The following is a 17263-nucleotide window of genomic DNA, read 5'->3' as shown; positions in this document are numbered from 1 at the left end:
TAACAAAAAGGATCTCGATTTCATGATTCACGCACTTGAGCAGGGTGGTCTCGCGCGCGCTGCGCGTGTCGCAGTGCTGGCACTGGCGGCGACGGCCGTTCTGGGTGGTTGCTCGCTGTTCAGCAGCAAGGTCAAGCATGAGCCCGCCAAGCTGAAGGAAGTTCAGCAGGTGCTGGCCGTGAGCCAGGCGTGGAGCGTGAGCGTCGGCAAGAGTGGCCGCTACGTGATGCAGCCGTTCGTCTGGGGCAACAACGTCTACGTGTCGGCCGCCAACGGCGGGGTGTCGGCGCTGGATGGCGCGACCGGCCGCACCGTGTGGCAGGGTAAGGCGGATGTCGATCTGACCTCCGGCCCGGGCAGCGACGGCACATTGACGGCTGTGGCCGGCGAGAAGGGCACCGTCGTAGCGTTCGACGAGAAGGGTGTGCAGAAGTGGAAGAGCACGGTCAACGGTGAAGTCCTGACCGCTCCACTGGTCGGCCAGGGCTTGGTGATTGTGCGTACGACCGATGGTCGCATTCTCGGCTTGGATGGCAGCAATGGCGATCGCAAGTGGATCTATCAACGCTCGCCATCGGCACTGAACCTGCGCAGCAGCCTGCCGATGATCTTTGCCGGTGACAATGTGATCCTGGGCTTTGCCGGTGGCAAACTGGGTGCGCTAGCGGCCAGCAATGGGGCGCTGCGCTGGGAAGCAGCGGTATCGTATCCACGTGGCGTGTCGGAAATTGAGCGCCTGAACGACGTGACGGGTGCGCCGTCGATCGATGGTCAGCAGGTTTGCGCGGCCAGCTTCCAGGGGCGTGTGGCGTGCTTCGATGTCAGCACGGGTGCTCCGCGCTGGGGCCGCGACTTCTCCTCGCCGACCGGCGTGACGCAGGACGGCGGTTCGCTGTTTGCGGCGGATGAGAAGTCAATCGTCTATGGCTTCAATGCTCAGAACGGCGCAGACCTGTGGAAGAACGACGCGCTGCTGTGGCGTGATCTGGGCGCGCCGCTGGCATTCGGTCGTGCGGTCATCGTCGGTGATTTCGAAGGCTGGCTGCACTTCCTGGCGAGCGACAGCGGCAAGTTTGTCGCCCGCGTGAAGGTGGACGGCAGCGCCATTAGCGCAGCACCGGTGGTGGTCGGCCAGACGCTTGTGGTGCAGACGCGCGGTGGTGGCGTCTACGGCTACCTGCCGAAATAACACCTGCCGTCGCGTGCAGATGACACCGCGGCGGCAAACGAATCACTCGGGGCGGCAGGCAGGTTGCCGGCGCCTCGAACCCGCGCCCGCGTACCCCGCGGGCGTCTTGCATCTGTGCCATCCTGGCATTAAGCCGTACAGATGCCAATCGCAGTTGCAACAACCGGAATTTGCCGTGACGCCATTCGCGCACGGTACACAAGCATGAAACCAGTCATTGCCCTCGTGGGGCGGCCGAATGTCGGCAAATCGACCCTGTTCAACCGTCTGACGCGCTCGCGTGACGCGTTGGTTGCGGACATCCCTGGCCTGACTCGCGACCGCCACTACGGCGAGGGTCGCATCGGCGAGCGTCCGTTCATCGCGATCGATACCGGTGGCTTCGAGCCCGTCGCTAAAGAGGGCATCGTCGCCGAGATGGCCAAGCAGACGCGTCAGGCTGTGGTCGAGGCCGACGTGGTCATCTTCATCGTCGATGGTCGTTTGGGTCTGGCGCCGCAGGATCGCGTGATCGCCGATTATCTGCGCAAGACTGGGCGTCGCATCCTTCTGGCCGTCAACAAGGCCGAGGGCATGCGGTACACCGCCGTCGCTTCCGATTTCTATGAGCTCGGATTGGGCGATCCGGCGGCCATTTCGGCTGCGCACGGCGATGGCGTCAACGACTTGGTGGCGGAAGCGCTCGACCTTGCGTTTGCCGAGCGCCCGGAGCTTGCCGAGGCAGCCGACGCGCATAGCCACGGTACGCGGATTGCCATTGTCGGCCGCCCGAACGTGGGCAAGTCGACGCTGGTGAACGCGCTGATCGGCGAGGAGCGCGTGATTGCGTTCGACATGCCGGGCACCACGCGCGATTCCATCTATGTGGATTTCGAGCGCAACGGCAAGCCGTACACGCTCATCGATACGGCCGGCCTGCGCAAGCGTGGCAAGGTGTTCGAGGCGATCGAGAAGTTCTCGGTGGTCAAGACGCTGCAGTCGATTGCAGATGCCAATGTGGTGGTGCTGCTGCTCGATGCGCAGCAGGATATTTCCGACCAGGACGCACATATCGCCGGCTTCATCGTCGAGTCGGGCCGCGCGCTGGTGGTTGGCGTGAATAAATGGGACGGACTTACGGGCCACGCGCGGGACCGTATCAAGCACGATCTGGAGCGCAAGCTTCAGTTCCTGTCGTTCGCCAACGTGCATTACGTCTCGGCCAAGGAAAAGACGGGTATCGGCGCATTGCTGAAGTCGGTGGACGCGGCCTACGCTGCCGCCATGGTCAAGCTGCCGACGCCCAAGCTCACCCGCGTGTTGCAAGAGGCGGTCGAATTCCAGCAACCGCGTCGCGCAGGTGTCTCGCGTCCAAAGCTGCGCTATGCGCACCAAGGCGGTTCCAACCCGCCGATTGTCGTGATCCACGGCAATGCGTTGTCGAACATTCCCGACACTTACCGCCGCTTCCTGGAAGGGCGTTTCCGCGAGGCCTTCCAACTGAAGGGCACCCCGCTGCGAATCGAATTTCGTACGAACAAAAACCCGTACGCCCAATCCAACGAGTGAGCGCGTGCCAAGCCGTGCTCGAATGAGGGCGGGGCGCGCCGGGGCATTCGAATGGGGGAGCATCAGAAGGCTGAGCTAGCCATTTCGTATGGCGAAGTCAGCGCTGTTTTCCGTTTGCTTTCCCTGATTTCTAAGGCTAAATTCACGAAACATGGCGCCTCGTGCGCCATTGGTGTCGTTTAGATTCACCTGGCGGACTCTTTTGACGAACTTTTTTTGCGTCGCCTGCTTGAACCCGGGCTTCCCAGCCCCATAACCCATCACTAAACCTATAAATCTGGAGTGTGCCATGAGCAACAAAGGGCAATTGCTACAAGACCCGTTTCTGAATGCGCTGCGTAAGGAGCATGTGCCGGTGTCGATCTACCTCGTCAACGGCATCAAGCTGCAAGGCAATATCGAGTCGTTCGACCAGTACGTCGTGCTCCTGCGCAACACCGTGACGCAGATGGTGTACAAGCACGCAATCTCCACCGTGGTGCCGGCCCGTGCCGTGAACTTCCGCGTGGACGAAGCGTCCGACGCCTGATCCTGCCTCGCTCCCGCCGCCCTCTGCGCGGCGGGACGCACCCACCTCGGTTTCTCCTTTCTTTATTTCCCCCGCTTGTCATCCCATCCCACCTCCAGCTCGGAGCCGACGCGCGCTATTTTGGTTGCGGTCGATTTCGGCAAACATGATTTTCAGGAAAGCCTGAGTGAACTGGCGTTGCTGGCTTCCACGGCTGGCTCCGCCCCCGTGCGCGCCGTCACTGGCAAACGTTCCCGGCCCGATGCATCGCTGTTCATCGGCTCGGGCAAGGCAGAGGAGGTGAAGATTGCCGCGGATGAGGAGGACGCCGAGATCGTCATCTTCAACCATGCGCTGAGCCCCGCGCAGCAACGTAACCTCGAGCGCTTTTTCGGTCGCCACGTGGTGGACCGGACAGGCCTCATCCTCGACATCTTTAGCCAGCGCGCGCAGAGCCATGTCGGCAAGGTGCAGGTGGAGCTTGCGCGCGTGCGCTACCAGGCGGCACGTCTGGTGCGGGCGTGGAGCCACCTGGAGCGTCAGAAGGGCGGGGTCGGCCTGCGTGGCGGCCCGGGTGAACGCCAGCTTGAGTTGGACCGCCGGATGCTGGATGAGCGCGCCAAGCGCCTGTCGTCCGAGTTGGACAAGCTGCAGCGCCAGCAAGACACGCAACGCCGTTCGCGCAGCCGCAATGATGCATTCTCCGTCTCGCTGGTCGGTTATACGAACGCCGGCAAGTCGACACTGTTCAACGCACTGACCAAGGCGCGCGCCTACGCGGCCAACCAGTTGTTCGCCACGTTGGATACGACCTCCCGCCGCCTGTACCTGGAGGGGCTGGGCAACGTCGTGCTGTCCGATACAGTCGGTTTCATCCGTGACTTGCCGACGCAGCTGGTGGCGGCTTTCCGCGCCACGCTGGAAGAAACCGTGCACGCCGACGTGCTGTTGCACGTCGTGGACGCGGCCAGCACGGTCAAGCACGAGCAGATGGAGCAGGTCGACCGGGTGCTTGAGGAAATCGATGCCGCCGGCATCCCGCAGATTCTGGTGATGAACAAGATCGACGCGGCCGAGGAGCTGCGTGCTCAGGGCCCGCGTATCGAACGCGACGAAAACGGTGCTGTGCGGCGCGTGTTCGTGTCCGCCATCGAGGGCGCAGGGCTGGACTTGCTGCGTGAAGCGCTGGTCGAGACGGCCATCCGCCTGCGTGAGAACCCGGCGCCGCATGATGGCGACTTCGATCCGCGCTTCGATACCCGTCGCGATCACCTCCCTGCGCAACGTGACGAACTGTCGCAGAACTTGCTTGGCAGCGGCTCTTCCGCCGAAGGTGACGAAGAGGGCTGATAGAATCACCCGTTACTTCTTTTGCAGTCAGACAATCAGGACAAGCCCAACCGCTCATGCCCGAGATTTCGACCCAGTCTTCTTCCATGGCCTCGCCCCGTCCGGCGCGGGGCATGTGGCACCGCTTGCGCGTGCTGCTTTCACTGAACGATCCGCGCTGGGGTCGCGGCGATGACAACGCCGAGCGCGAGAACAAAGATGAGCCGAAGCGCCAAAGCAAGCCGCCCCAGGATGGTCCGCCCGACCTCGACGAGTTGTGGCGTGACTTCAACCGCCGCCTGAACAACCTGTTCGGTCGCAAGGAAGGCGGCGACGGCGGCAGTGGTGGTCCGACGCCACTGCGCCCCAATGGCGGTCGCGCTGGTTCCGGCCTCGGTGTCGGTGTCCTCCTAGCTGTGTTGGTAGGCCTGTGGCTGGCCAGCGGCTTCTTCATCATCCAGGAAGGCCAGACCGGTGTGATCCTGCAGTTCGGCCGCTTCAAGTATCTGGCCACGCCGGGTATCAACTGGCGTCTGCCGTATCCGATCCAATCGCACGAGATCGTCAACCTGTCGGGCGTGCGTACGCTGGAAATCGGCCGTACCACGCAGATCAAGGACACGAACCTGAAGGATTCGTCGATGCTCACGCAGGACGAGAACATCGTCGACGTGCGCTTCTCGGTTCAGTACAACATCGAGGATCCGGTCAAGTATCTCTTCTTCAACCGCACGGATCGTGGCGGCGATGAAGAGCTCGTCACGCAAGCCGCTGAAACCTCTGTGCGTGAGATTGTCGGCCGTAACAAGATGGACTCCGTGCTGTACGAAGGGCGCGATGCAGTCGGCCGCAATCTGGCCGAATCGATCCAGCGTATTTTGACGGCGTACAACACCGGCATCCGCATTCTCAGTGTGAACGTGCAGAGCGTGCAGCCACCCGAGCAGGTGCAGGCCGCATTTGATGATGTGACCAAGGCCGGTCAAGACCGCGAGCGTGCGATCTCCGAAGGCCAGGCTTATGCCAATGACGTGGTGCCGCGCGCCAAGGGTACGGCCGCGCGCCTGGGCGAAGAGGCTCAGGGCTACAAGGCCCGCGTTACGGCGCGTGCCGAAGGTGATGCCGCACGTTTTGCCTCGGTGCAGCGCGAGTACGCGAAAGCGCCGCAGGTCACACGTGACCGTATCTATCTGGAGACCATGCAGGACATTTACGCCAACGCAAACAAGGTGCTGGTCGACCAAAGCGGCAACGGCAACCTGCTGTATCTGCCGCTGGACAAGCTGATCGCGCAGACGCCGGGCGATGCTTCTCGCCCGGCAACAGCTCCCGGCGCTTCGCCGCAGGACAGCGGTTCGGCGCAAGGCGTGCCCACGCCCTCCAACCCGTCGTCGATGAGTGACGCCGACTCGCGCTCGCGCGAGGCGCTGCGTAACCGTGACCGCGATTCCCGCTAAGAGGAGGGCATATGAATCGTCTGATTTCCGCCCTCGTGGCGCTGGTAATTGCCCTGGCGGTGTTTTCGTCGGTGGTGTTCGTGGTGGACCAGCGGCAGTACGCCGTGGTGTTCGCTTTCGGTGAGATCAAGCAGGTCATCAAGGAGCCGGGGCTGCACTTCAAGCTGCCGCCGCCGCTGCAGAACGTCGTGTTCATGGACAAGCGCCTGCAGACCATTGATGTGGCCGGTGCTGACCGCTTCATCACGGCTGAAAAGAAGAACCTGCTGGTCGATTGGTTCGTGAAGTGGAAGATTGCCGATCCGCGTCTGTTTTACGTGAGCTTCAAGGGCGACAACCGCCTCGCGCAGGACAGCATGACGCAGAAGATCAACTCCATCGCCCGCGATGAGTTTGCGCGCCGTACCGTCTCCGATGTGGTTTCCACTGACCGTGAAGCCGCGATGCAGAGCATCCTCAAGGGGGTGCAGGAGTACGGCAAGTCGGTGGGTGTCGACATCATTGATGTGCGCCTGAAACGCGTGGATCTGCTGGCCAGCGTGACGGAGTCTGTCTATCGCCGCATGGAGGCTGAACGCAAGCGCGTGGCCAACGAGTTGCGTTCGACCGGTGCGGCCGAAGGTGAAAAGATCCGCGCTGATGCGGATCGTCAACGCGAAGTCGTGCTGGCCGATGCCTACCGCGATGCGCAGAAGATCAAGGGTGAGGGTGATGCCCGTGCCGCTGACATCTATGCCGATGCGTTTGGCCGCGATCCGCAGTTCGCTGCGTTCTGGCGCAGTATGGAGGCCTACCGCGCTTCGTTCCGCGACCGTAAGGACGTGATGGTGCTGCAACCGAACAGCGACTTCTTCAAGTTCATGCGCAGCCCGAACGGTGGTGGTTCGGCGGCCGCACCGGCGGCTGCCCAGTCGGGGCGCCATCGCTAGTACAATGCGTCGCTGATCGTATTTGAGGCGGACAGACCCCGGCTTGCCGGGGTTTTGTTCGTTCGCCACCTGCATCCCATGGAAGAGTCACTCCCCACCGTTTTGCTGGCCGCGTGCGCGCTGGTGCTCGTATTCGAGGGCATCCTGCCGTTTGTCGCGCCGCAGGCCTGGCGCCGTGCGTTCCAGGCGATGACCGAACTGCCCGACGAGAAGCTGCGTGTGATCGGGCTGGTGTCGATGGCGGTGGGGCTGATCCTGTTGCGCCTGCTGCATCACTGAACCGCCTTTTCGCGCTTCCTGAAATTCCGCTGTACTGAGACTTCCGACCGAGACTGCCATGCCGACGAATTGGCTGCTGCCTGAATCCATTGCCGACGTGCTGCCTTCCGAGGCGCGCAAGATTGAAGAGTTGCGCCGCCGCATGCTCGACCTGTTCCGCACCTACGGCTACGAACTGGTCATGCCGCCGATGCTGGAATACATCGAGTCGCTGCTCTCCGGCACTGGCCATGACCTGGATCTGAAGACCTTCAAGCTGGTGGATCAGCTCTCCGGCCGCACCATCGGCCTGCGTGCCGACATCACGCCGCAGGTCGCCCGCATTGATGCCCACCTGCTGAATCGCGCTGGTGTGACGCGCCTGTGCTACGCCGGTTCGGTATTGCACACGCGTCCGAGCGGCTTTCACGTCACGCGTGAGCCGCTGCAGATTGGCGCCGAAATCTACGGCCATGCCGGTCTGGAAGCGGATTTGGAGATCCAGGAGCTCATGCTCGCTGCGTTGTCGGCGGCAGGCTTGGCAGATGTGCGCCTCGACCTATGTCACGTTGGCGTATTGGCTGCGCTGCTGGAACAGGCGCCGGTCGCGCTGAGCGTGCAAGACGAACTGTTCACTGCGCTGGCGTCCAAGGACGTGCCTGCGCTGCGTGTACTGACGGCGGACCTGCCTGCGGCCCAGCGCGATGCGATCAACCTGCTGCCGTCGCTGTACGGTGGTGTCGATGTGCTCGCGCGTGCCCGTGCGCAACTGCCGGCGCTGCCTGCCATCGGTCGCGCGCTAGACGATCTCTCCACGCTGGCCGAGCGCGCTGGAGGTGCCGCGGTCAACATCGATCTTGCCGATCTGCGCGGCTATCATTACCACAGCGGTGTGATGTTCACGGCCTACGTGGCTGGCGTGCCCAATGCGGTGGCGCGGGGCGGTCGTTACGACAAGGTCGGCGAGGCCTTTGGTCGTGCCCGCCCGGCGACCGGCTTTTCACTGGACCTACGCGAAGTCGCCGGCATTTCGCCGGTGGAGGCGCGTGCGGCCGCCATCCACGCCCCATGGTCGGGCGACGCCAAGCTGCGCGAGGCCATTGCCGCCCTGCGTGCTGCCGGCGAGATCGTCATCCAGTCGCTGCCCGGCCATCCTGAAGACCTGGAAGAATTCGCCTACGACCGCCAACTCGTGGAAGAGGGCGGGCGCTGGATCGTCAAGCCCCGCAAGGCTTTCGCCTGAGCGTGTTGCATAACGTTCTGTGAATACCCGGTAATTTCAGGGAAGACCCTGACAACAAGGGTAGAATACGTTTTTAACCCATCTGCAAATTCAACATGTCCGCACCAGCAGTGAGCCAAGGACGCAATGTCGTCGTCATCGGCACCCAGTGGGGTGACGAAGGTAAAGGGAAAATCGTCGATTGGCTGACCGATCATGCGCAAGGCGTGGTTCGTTTCCAGGGCGGACATAACGCAGGCCATACCCTCATCATCGGCGGCAAGAAGACGATTCTGCGTCTGATCCCGTCGGGCATCATGCGCGATGGCGTCGCGTGCTACATCGGTAACGGTGTGGTGCTCTCGCCCGAGGCGCTGTTCAAGGAAATCGACGAGCTGGAATTGGCCGGCGTACAGGTGCAGAACCGCCTGCGCATCTCGGAAGCCGCCACGCTCATCCTCCCGTACCACGTTGCTATCGACAAGGCGCGCGAACTCAAGCGTGGTGCCGCCAAGATTGGCACGACGGGTCGTGGCATCGGCCCGGCGTACGAAGATAAGGTGGCTCGCCGTGCTCTGCGCGTGCAGGATCTGTTCGATCCGGCCTATTTTGCTGAGCGCCTGCGCGAGAACCTCGACTTCCACAATTTCGTCCTGACGCAGTATCTGAACCACCCGGCGCTGGACTTCCAGCAAGTGCTGGACGAGATGCTGCCGTACGGTGAGCGCCTTGCACCGATGGTGACGGACGTGTCGGCTGAGCTGTTCGCCGTTAACGCTGCCGGCAAGAACCTGATGTTCGAAGGCGCGCAAGGCACGCTGCTCGACATCGACCACGGCACCTATCCGTTCGTCACGTCGAGCAACTGCGTGGCTGGTAATGCGGCCGCCGGTGCGGGCGTGGGTCCGGGCCAACTGCACTACATCCTGGGCATCACCAAGGCGTACTGCACGCGCGTGGGCTCCGGCCCATTCCCGAGCGAGCTGTACGACGCGGATAACCCCGCGCGTCAGGACCCGACCGGCGTGCGTCTGGCTAACGTCGGCAAGGAGTTCGGCTCGGTCACGGGGCGTCCGCGCCGCACGGGCTGGCTGGATGCTGCCGCTCTGCGTCGTGCTATCCAGATCAACGGCGTGTCGGGCCTGTGCATCACCAAGCTCGACGTGCTCGATGGCCTCGAAACCATCAAGCTGTGCGTTGGCTACAAGCTCGACGGCAAGGAAGTCAATATTCTGCCGCGTGGCTCGGATGCCGTGGCGCGCTGCCAGCCGATCTACGAAGAATTCCCGGGCTGGAACACGTCGACCTTCGGCTTGAAGGAATGGGACGCACTGCCCGAGACCGCTCAGGCGTATCTCAAGCGCGTGGAAGAGGTGGCTGGCATTCCGATCGCCATGATCTCGACCGGCCCAGACCGTGATGAGACCATCCTGCTGCGTCATCCGTACAAGGACTGACGTGCTGCACTCACGCATTTGACTGACTCGCCCGGTGATTCGCCGGGCGAGTTTGCATTCAGCAGCGTATTTACAGAACACGGCAGCGGCAACTCACGCCGCATTCATGATCAAGAAGAGGAACACGATGAACCAGCCGATCAACGATGACTCGCACCTGTGGGTATCCTGGGACGACTATCACGGCCTGATTGCGCGCTTGGCGCTGGTTGTGCATGAGTCGGGCTGGAAGTTCGACAAGATCCTGTGCCTGGCGCGTGGCGGTCTGCGCGTGGGCGATCAGCTCTCCCGTATCTATGACCTGCCGCTGGCCATTCTGGCCACGAGCAGCTATCGCGAGGCAGCGGGCACGCAGCAGGGCGATCTCGATATCGCTCAGTACATCACCATGACGCGCGGCGAGCTGTCGGGGCGCGTGCTGCTGGTCGACGACTTGGTGGATTCGGGCATCACGCTTGAGCGCGTGGGGCGCCACCTGAAGGAGCGCTATCCCGCCGTCACCGATGTGCGCACCGCTGTGCTGTGGCACAAGGCGTGTTCGAAGATCAAACCGGATTACGCTGTGCAGTTCCTGCCGACCAACCCGTGGATCCACCAGCCGTTCGAGGAATACGATACGCTGCGCCCGCACAATCTGGCAGCATGGATCAAGCGCGGTAAGGCGCGTACGGCGGGCAACGGTGAAGCGCCAGCGGCTTGATTCGTTGGTGGATTGCGTCGAAGCAAGAGGAGAGTGGCGTGTGCGGCTTGCGCCGTGCGTGCCACTTCGGTAACCTCACGTGACGGGTCGCAACACGGGCCCGAAACCCGCGCGCGGACTGGCTTTGCAGAATTTGGCCAATGCGGACTGTGCGGATGATCGAAGCGTGGCGCGTCTTGATGGATGCGCCGGGCCTCGAACCCACCCAGCGCCTGGGATGTGCGAGCCGGTGATCCTGGCTCAGCCCCGGCGTGATAGCCAAGACACAATGCCTGTCGTCCTTCGCGGAATGCCGCGTCAGCTACTGAATAACAGCAATCCGATCACGGAAAAGAAAAACGGCGCAACTTGCGTTGCGCCGTTCCTAAACTCTGGTGCCCAGGAGAGGACTCGAACCTCCACGGAGTTACCCGCTAGTACCTGAAACTAGTGCGTCTACCAATTCCGCCACCTGGGCAGGTGTGCGTGTACCGAAGCTGTAATTATTACGGGTTCTGTCGAACCTGTCAACACTCTAGAAGAAAAAATTGAATCAGCCGACTTATCCGATCCCGAGCCGCGAGGAAATCCTCGGTGTGCTGCGCACTTCGGGGTCTCCGCTGTCTGCCACCGATATCGCTAAGACGCTGTCGGTCACTCGTAAAGAGCACGACGGCTTTATCAAGCGTCTGACCGCCATGGAGCGGGATGGTCAGATCGAACTCAACCGCAAAGGGCGCTATGAACTGGCGCACCAACCCAATTTCATCGAAGGCCGTGTGATTGGCCATCGGGATGGCTTCGGATTCTTCGTCCGTGATGATGGCGAGCCCGATATCTTCCTGCCCGAGCGCGAAATGCAGAAGGCCATGCACGGCGATCGCGCCTTGGTGCGTGCCGTTGGCTACGACCGCCGCGGGCGTTCTGAAGGGCAGATCGTCGAGATCCTGCAGCGCGCCAACAAGCGCATCATCGGCCGCCTGCTCTCGGAGAGCGGCACGCTGGTGGTGGCGCCCGAAGACAAGCGCCTGGGTCGCGACATCCTGATTGCGCCCAAGGGGCAGGGCAAGGCCAAGGTTGGCCAGGTGGTGAGCGTGGAGATCCTGGAATATCCGGATCGCTACGTGCAGCCAATCGGTCGCGTGGTCGAGGTGCTGGGCGAGATTGACGACCCGGGCATGGAAATCGAGATCGCCGTGCGTAAGTACGGCGTGCCGCATGAATTTTCTCAGCCGACGCAACGCGAGGCCGAAGCGCTACCGGATGCCGTGCGTGATGCCGATTTGGCTGGCCGCATCGACCTGCGCGATGTGCCGCTCGTCACCATCGACGGCGAAGACGCACGCGACTTCGATGATGCGGTGTATGCCGAGCCCGTGAAGATCGGCCGCGGCAAAGGCTGGCGCCTGATCGTGGCGATTGCCGACGTATCGCACTACGTTCGGCCTGGGCATCCGCTGGATGCTGACGCCATTGATCGCGCCACTTCCGTCTACTTCCCGCGCCGTGTGATTCCAATGCTGCCGGAGAAGCTTTCCAACGGACTGTGCTCGCTGAATCCGGAGGTGGATCGCCTGTGCATGGTGTGCGACGCGGTCATCAGCGCCAAGGGCGAGATCAAGGCCTACCAGTTTTATCCGGCCGTGATGCACTCGAAAGCGCGCCTGACCTACAACGAGGTCTGGTCGATCCTGTCGAACGTGAAGGGCCCGGAGGCTGCCAAGCGCGCTCCGCTGGTGCCGCATCTGCAAGACCTGTACGAGCTGTACCAGACGTTGCTCAAGGCGCGCCGCGAGCGTGGCGCGATTGACTTCGATACTACCGAGACGTACATCGTCTGCAACACGCAAGGCAAGATCGAGCAGATCCTGCCGCGCACGCGTAACGATGCGCACCGGCTGATCGAGGAATGCATGCTGACGGCCAACGTCTGCGCGGCCGAGATGCTAGAGAAGTACAAGCATCCAGCGCTGTACCGCGTGCATGCGGGCCCGACGGAAGAAAAGCTGCAGGCATTGCGCGCCTTCCTGAAGACCAGCGGCCTGACGCTGGGCGGCGGTGACAAGCCGCAGGCGTCTGATTATGCGGAGGTGATGGAAAAGATCGCCGCGCGCCCCGATGCCCCGATGTTGCAGACCATGCTGCTGCGCTCAATGCAGCAGGCGGTCTACAGCCCGGACAACATCGGTCACTTTGGTCTGGCGTACCCGGCCTATGCGCACTTCACCAGCCCGATCCGCCGTTATCCGGATTTGCTGGTGCATCGTTCCATCAAGGCGATCCTGCATCACACGCGCTATGTGCCGTCGCTGGCACCTGGCGTGCAGCTGAACAGCGCACTGTCGCCCAAGGCGCGCCGCCTGCAGGCGGAAGCCGAGAAGGGCGTGCCGGCCGCCGTTGTCAATAAGGCCAAGGCCGAGGCGATCTGGCATGAGCTCGGCGTGCATTGCTCGGCCAACGAGCGTCGTGCCGACGAGGCCTCGCGCGATGTCGAGGCCTGGCTCAAGTGCTACTTCATGCGCGACAAGCTGGGCAACGAGTTCTCGGGCACCGTCAGCGCAGTCACGTCGTTTGGCATCTTCGTGCAACTCGACGAGTTGTATGTGGAGGGCCTGGTGCACGTGACCGAACTGGGGAGCGACTACTTCCAGTACGACGAAGCCCGCAATGAGCTGCGCGGCGAACGTACGGGCATCCGCTACCGCCTGACGGATCGCGTGCGAGTGCAGTTGCTGCGCGTGGATCTGGATGCCCGCAAGATGGACTTCCGCCTGATCCAGGAGCCATCGGCCAAGGCGCTGCGTCCGACCAAGGTGGCAGGAGCACCGGAAGCCACGGCAGGCCGCCAGCCCGCTGTTGCTAAGCCCGCGCCGCCGGTCGGCCGCAAAAAGCCGCGTCAGTTGGCGGCGCTGCTGGGCGGTACGGCCAAGCCGGAGGAGTCGTTCGACGAGACGCTCGACCGCGTCTTCGAAGAGCAGCCGGTGTTCGAGCCGGGCTCGCGTGCACAGCCGCCGGGCCACGCGCATGCCAAGCCGGCTCGCAAGAAGCAGGCAACGCGTGCGCCCAAGCCCAAGGGCGGTGCCAAGACCACCGCACGCAAAGCGCCGGCCAAGGCACCGCGGAAGTCGTCCAAGGGGCGCTGACCCCTGGAAAACCCCTGAGGAGCGAGGGCAGACGGGTACAATCGCGCCATGTCTAAATCCAAGCTCCTCATCGGCTTCCATGCCGTTACCGCCCGGCTCCGCCACGACGCGAAGTCGATCGACGAAATCTATTTCGAGGCCAACCGCCGCGACCGTCGCATGCAGGATTTCCTGAAAGCGGCGGAAGCAGCGGGCGTGCGCCTGATTCCGGCCGACAATGACCGCTTGCGCGGCATTGCCGGCACTGACCGTCACCAGGGTGTGGTTGCCAAGGCGGAATCGCTTTCGCTGGCACTCAACCTGGATGAGCTGCTCGACAGCATTGAGGGCACGCCGCTGTTGCTGGTGCTCGACGGCGTGACCGATCCGCATAATCTGGGCGCCTGCCTGCGCGTAGCCGATGCAGCCGGTGCGCACGCGGTGATCGCTCCCAAGGATCGCAGCGTCGGCATCAACACCACGGTTGCTAAGGTGGCCAGCGGCGCCGCCGAGACCGTCCCGTACATCACCGTGACCAACCTGGCGCGCACGCTGCGCGAGCTGCAGGAGCGCGGCGTGTGGGTGATCGGCACGGCGGATGAAGCCGAGCAGGATCTCTACCAAGCTGACTTCAAGGGCCCCATCGCCATCGTGATGGGCGCCGAAGGCGAGGGCATGCGCCGCCTGACGCGTGAGACCTGTGACGCGTTGGTCAGCATTCCGATGGCGGGCAGTGTGGAAAGCCTGAATGTGTCCGTGGCCAGCGGCGTGTGCCTGTTCGAGGCTGTGCGCCAGCGCGCCACCGCGCCCACCAAGAAGGGATGAGCACCGAACCGACGGCCGCATCCGGCGCGGCTGCACTTGCCCAGGCGCACGCCTGGATCAACGCCGCCGAGCGCATCATGGTGCTCACAGGCGCGGGCGTTTCGGCTGAATCCGGCGTGCCGACCTTTCGCGATGCGCTGACCGGCCTCTGGTCGCGCTTCAACCCGGAAGACATGGCGACCGAAGCGGCGTATCGCAAGCATCCGCGCATGGTGTGGGATTGGTACCAGGAACGCCGTGAGCGTGTACTGCAGGCCCAGCCGAATCCGGCGCACGTTGCCATTGCCGCGCTGGCCAAGCGTAAGACGGTGACGCTGGTCACGCAGAACGTCGATGGCCTGCATCAACGTGCCGGCAGCGAAGGCGTGATCGAGCTGCACGGCAACCTGTTCGTCGACAAATGGTTGGGCGGTTGCGGTAAATGCGATGTGGCAACCGCCGAGCCGGGCAGACCACCCCGCTGCGCGACATGCGGCGCGATGCTGCGTCCGGGTGTGGTGTGGTTTGGCGAACAGCTTCCGCTGGTGGCGAACTACCGCGCTGAAGAAGCGGCCAATACGTGCGATGTGTGCCTGGTGGTGGGTACGTCGGGCATGGTGTATCCGGCGGCCGGATTGCCGGGTCTGGCGAAAGACCATGGCGCCCGCGTGATCGTCGTGAATCCGGAACCGAGCGCACTGGATGCGACGGCGGATCTGGTGATCCACCAGCCGGCGGGCGTGTGCTTGCCCGCCATGCTGGGGTAACGACTAAAAGCTTTCCTACGCTGCCGCGCGCAGCGGCTCAATCAACGCTTCCAACTTGATCGCATCCGCTGCAAACAGGCGGATGCCTTCGGCCAGCTTTTCTGTCGCCATGGCGTCGGCGTTCATCTGCCAGCGGAACGATTTTTCATCAGCGGGCAGGCGCACGATGTTGGCTGCGTTGGCGGTGTCCGGCGACAGCTTGCGTTCGACCGGCGCATCGGACTGCTGCAGTTGGGCGAGCAGGTCCGGGCTGATCGTCAGCAGGTCGCAGCCGGCCAGCTCGACGATCTGCGAGATGTTACGGAAGCTCGCGCCCATCACCTCGGTCGGGTAGTCGAACTTCTTGTAGTAGTTGTAGATGCGCAGGACAGACTGCACGCCAGGGTCGTTTGCGCCGCCTTGGGCGACCGGGTCCCAGTTGGCGCCGGCATCTTTCTTGTACCAATCGTAGATGCGGCCGACGAAGGGCGAGATGAGCTGCACGCCCGCTTCCGCGCACGCCACGGCCTGGGCCAGCGAGAACAGCAGCGTCATGTTGCAACGAATGCCTTCTGCGCGGAGTTCGTCCGCTGCACGAATGCCTTCCCACGTTGAAGCAATCTTGATCAGCACACGCTCGCGCGCCACGCCACGCGCCTCGTACAGCGAGATCAGATGCTTGGCCTTGGCGACCGTCGCTTCCGTGTCGAACGATAGACGTGCATCGACTTCCGTCGACACGCGGCCCGGGATGATCGACAGGATCTCGCAGCCGAACGTCACCAGCACCGCGTCGATGATGTCTTCCGTGCTGTCGCTGCGCGCATCGCGCACGGCTTGCTCAAGCAGCGGGCGGTATTCGGCCTTCTGCACGGCCTTCAGAATCAGTGATGGGTTGGTGGTCGCGTCGTGCGGCGCATAGGCGCGCATGGACTGGAAATCGCCCGTGTCGGCGACGACGGTGGTGAACTGCTTGAGTTGATCGAGCTGAGTCATAAAGCGAGTCCGAGATGCAGCCCAGCGTTGCGCTGGTAGGTGAAGGATGAATCGATTGTACTCCGCACGTTTGGCGCCGCCAGCCGGAGGAGGGCCGTTACGTTGATCCGGTACACTACCGGGTTTTCCGATCCCGACCGAGTTTTTGCGATGACGCAAGATGAACTGAAGGCGCTGGTGGCGCAGGCCGCCGCAGACTACGTATTGGCCAATGTGCCCGAGGGCGCCGTGCTGGGTGTCGGCACCGGCTCGACCGCCAACCTGTTCATCGACGCGATGGCACCGCACAAGGCACGCTTTGCCGGCGCGGTGTCGAGTTCGGAAGCCTCGACGCGCCGCCTGCAAGGTCATGGTTTCACTGTGCTCGATCTAAACGAGGTCGACGCAATTCCCGTGTATGTGGATGGCGCCGACGAGATCGACGCCTCGGGCGCCATGATCAAGGGCGGCGGCGGTGCGCTCACGCGCGAGAAGATCGTCGCATCGGTGGCCGGCACGTTCGTCTGCATTGCCGATGGCAGCAAGCTGGTCGAGACGATGGGCGTGTTCCCGCTGCCGGTGGAAGTGGTGCCGATGGCACGTGCCGCCGTGGCGCGCCAACTCGCTGCGCTGGGAGGGCAGCCGCGCCTGCGCATGACCAAGGAAGGCCAGATCTACAAGACCGACAACGGCAATGTGATCCTGGACGTGTCGGGCCTGCGCATTGCTGATCCGAAGGGCCTGGAATCGGTGGTCAACGATATTCCGGGTGTGGTGACGGTTGGCCTGTTTGCCAAGCGCGGTGCAAATGTGCTGCTGCTGGGCACGGAAGCCGGTGTGCAGCGTCGCGATTTTTGATCGGATTTCTGCACCAAGAAAAAGCTGCTCATGCAAGTGAGCAGCTTTTTTTTATGCCGCTTTCTCCACTTTGGATCGGCAATCGTGAAAAGTGCTTCGCACGTGCACGATTTAGATTGTTACGTCGTTGAAAACAGGGTTAAGTGACGCGTTAAGTGGCCGATAAGACGAGCGTCGTGGCA

Annotated in this window: 15 protein-coding genes and 1 tRNA gene; 14 read left to right on the top strand and 2 right to left on the bottom strand. The window is 62.9% G+C overall.

Translation table 11 applies throughout. From position 1 onward, the window contains the following. Positions 1 to 22: 22 nt before the first annotated feature. From bamB to R2N11_RS08375, 10 genes are all read left to right on the top strand, one after another. The gene (gene bamB, locus R2N11_RS08420; RefSeq protein WP_199031133.1) at positions 23 to 1189 is read left to right on the top strand and encodes an outer membrane protein assembly factor BamB; all 1167 of its coding nucleotides are present in this window, start codon (positions 23 to 25) and stop codon (positions 1187 to 1189) included. A 204-nt stretch (positions 1190 to 1393) separates the two neighbouring features. Next, positions 1394 to 2737, top strand: a complete 1344-nt coding sequence (gene der / locus R2N11_RS08415; RefSeq protein WP_021194195.1) for a ribosome biogenesis GTPase Der — start codon at positions 1394 to 1396, stop codon at positions 2735 to 2737. A 289-nt stretch (positions 2738 to 3026) separates the two neighbouring features. Continuing rightward, the gene (gene hfq, locus R2N11_RS08410) at positions 3027 to 3266 is read left to right on the top strand and encodes an RNA chaperone Hfq (RefSeq protein ID WP_003263868.1); all 240 of its coding nucleotides are present in this window, start codon (positions 3027 to 3029) and stop codon (positions 3264 to 3266) included. Between the two features lie 75 nt (positions 3267 to 3341). Beyond that, on the top strand, positions 3342 to 4595 hold the full coding sequence (gene hflX / locus R2N11_RS08405) for a GTPase HflX (protein ID WP_316680783.1): 1254 nt from the start codon (positions 3342 to 3344) through the stop codon (positions 4593 to 4595). A 56-nt stretch (positions 4596 to 4651) separates the two neighbouring features. After that, positions 4652 to 6031 carry an FtsH protease activity modulator HflK gene (hflK, locus tag R2N11_RS08400; protein ID WP_316680782.1) on the top strand — a complete coding sequence of 460 codons (1380 nt, stop codon included), beginning with the start codon at positions 4652 to 4654 and terminating at the stop codon, positions 6029 to 6031. Between the two features lie 11 nt (positions 6032 to 6042). Next, positions 6043 to 6960 (top strand): protease modulator HflC, encoded by a 918-nt coding sequence (gene hflC / locus R2N11_RS08395; RefSeq protein WP_048934290.1) that lies wholly within the window; start codon positions 6043 to 6045, stop codon positions 6958 to 6960. A gap of 78 nt (positions 6961 to 7038) precedes the next feature. Then, positions 7039 to 7239 carry a DUF2065 domain-containing protein gene (locus R2N11_RS08390; protein ID WP_048934328.1) on the top strand — a complete coding sequence of 67 codons (201 nt, stop codon included), beginning with the start codon at positions 7039 to 7041 and terminating at the stop codon, positions 7237 to 7239. A gap of 58 nt (positions 7240 to 7297) precedes the next feature. Further along, the gene (locus R2N11_RS08385; protein WP_199031129.1) at positions 7298 to 8461 is read left to right on the top strand and encodes an ATP phosphoribosyltransferase regulatory subunit; all 1164 of its coding nucleotides are present in this window, start codon (positions 7298 to 7300) and stop codon (positions 8459 to 8461) included. 95 nt (positions 8462 to 8556) lie between these two features. Continuing rightward, entirely contained in the window at positions 8557 to 9897 is a 1341-nt protein-coding gene (locus tag R2N11_RS08380; RefSeq protein ID WP_199031128.1) for an adenylosuccinate synthase, read from the top strand. 127 nt (positions 9898 to 10024) lie between these two features. Continuing rightward, positions 10025 to 10597, top strand: coding sequence for a phosphoribosyltransferase (locus R2N11_RS08375; RefSeq protein WP_199031141.1), 573 nt, complete (start codon positions 10025 to 10027; stop codon positions 10595 to 10597). Between the two features lie 372 nt (positions 10598 to 10969). Here the strand turns inward: R2N11_RS08375 and R2N11_RS08370 are convergent. After that, positions 10970 to 11054: transfer RNA gene (locus tag R2N11_RS08370), tRNA-Leu, on the bottom strand. Between the two features lie 70 nt (positions 11055 to 11124). Here R2N11_RS08370 and rnr point away from each other — a divergent pair. Genes rnr through R2N11_RS08355 form a run of 3 tightly spaced genes read left to right on the top strand, consistent with a single transcriptional unit; the run spans position 11125 to position 15269 of the window. Continuing rightward, positions 11125 to 13719 (top strand): ribonuclease R, encoded by a 2595-nt coding sequence (gene rnr / locus R2N11_RS08365; RefSeq protein WP_316680781.1) that lies wholly within the window; start codon positions 11125 to 11127, stop codon positions 13717 to 13719. A 48-nt stretch (positions 13720 to 13767) separates the two neighbouring features. Then, positions 13768 to 14523 (top strand): 23S rRNA (guanosine(2251)-2'-O)-methyltransferase RlmB, encoded by a 756-nt coding sequence (gene rlmB / locus R2N11_RS08360; RefSeq protein WP_199031126.1) that lies wholly within the window; start codon positions 13768 to 13770, stop codon positions 14521 to 14523. Then, positions 14520 to 15269, top strand: a complete 750-nt coding sequence (locus tag R2N11_RS08355; protein WP_316680780.1) for an SIR2 family NAD-dependent protein deacylase — start codon at positions 14520 to 14522, stop codon at positions 15267 to 15269. The genes rlmB and R2N11_RS08355 overlap by 4 nt, the downstream gene beginning before the upstream one ends. 15 nt (positions 15270 to 15284) lie before the next feature. On the opposite strand, the gene tal is transcribed toward R2N11_RS08355, so the two are convergent. Then, positions 15285 to 16244: a transaldolase gene (gene tal, locus R2N11_RS08350; RefSeq protein ID WP_316680779.1), complete on the bottom strand. Its 960-nt coding sequence runs from the start codon at positions 16242 to 16244 to the stop codon at positions 15285 to 15287. A gap of 150 nt (positions 16245 to 16394) precedes the next feature. Between tal and rpiA the strand changes: the two genes are divergently transcribed. Continuing rightward, a complete protein-coding gene (rpiA, locus tag R2N11_RS08345) occupies positions 16395 to 17081 on the top strand; it encodes a ribose-5-phosphate isomerase RpiA (RefSeq protein ID WP_199031123.1) in 687 nt (228 codons plus the stop codon). The last annotated feature ends 182 nt before the right edge of the window (positions 17082 to 17263 follow it).

It is taken from the genome of Ralstonia flaminis (assembly GCF_958415495.1).
Taxonomy (GTDB): domain Bacteria; phylum Pseudomonadota; class Gammaproteobacteria; order Burkholderiales; family Burkholderiaceae; genus Ralstonia; species Ralstonia flaminis.
This window is presented reverse-complemented; position numbering and strand designations above follow the sequence as displayed.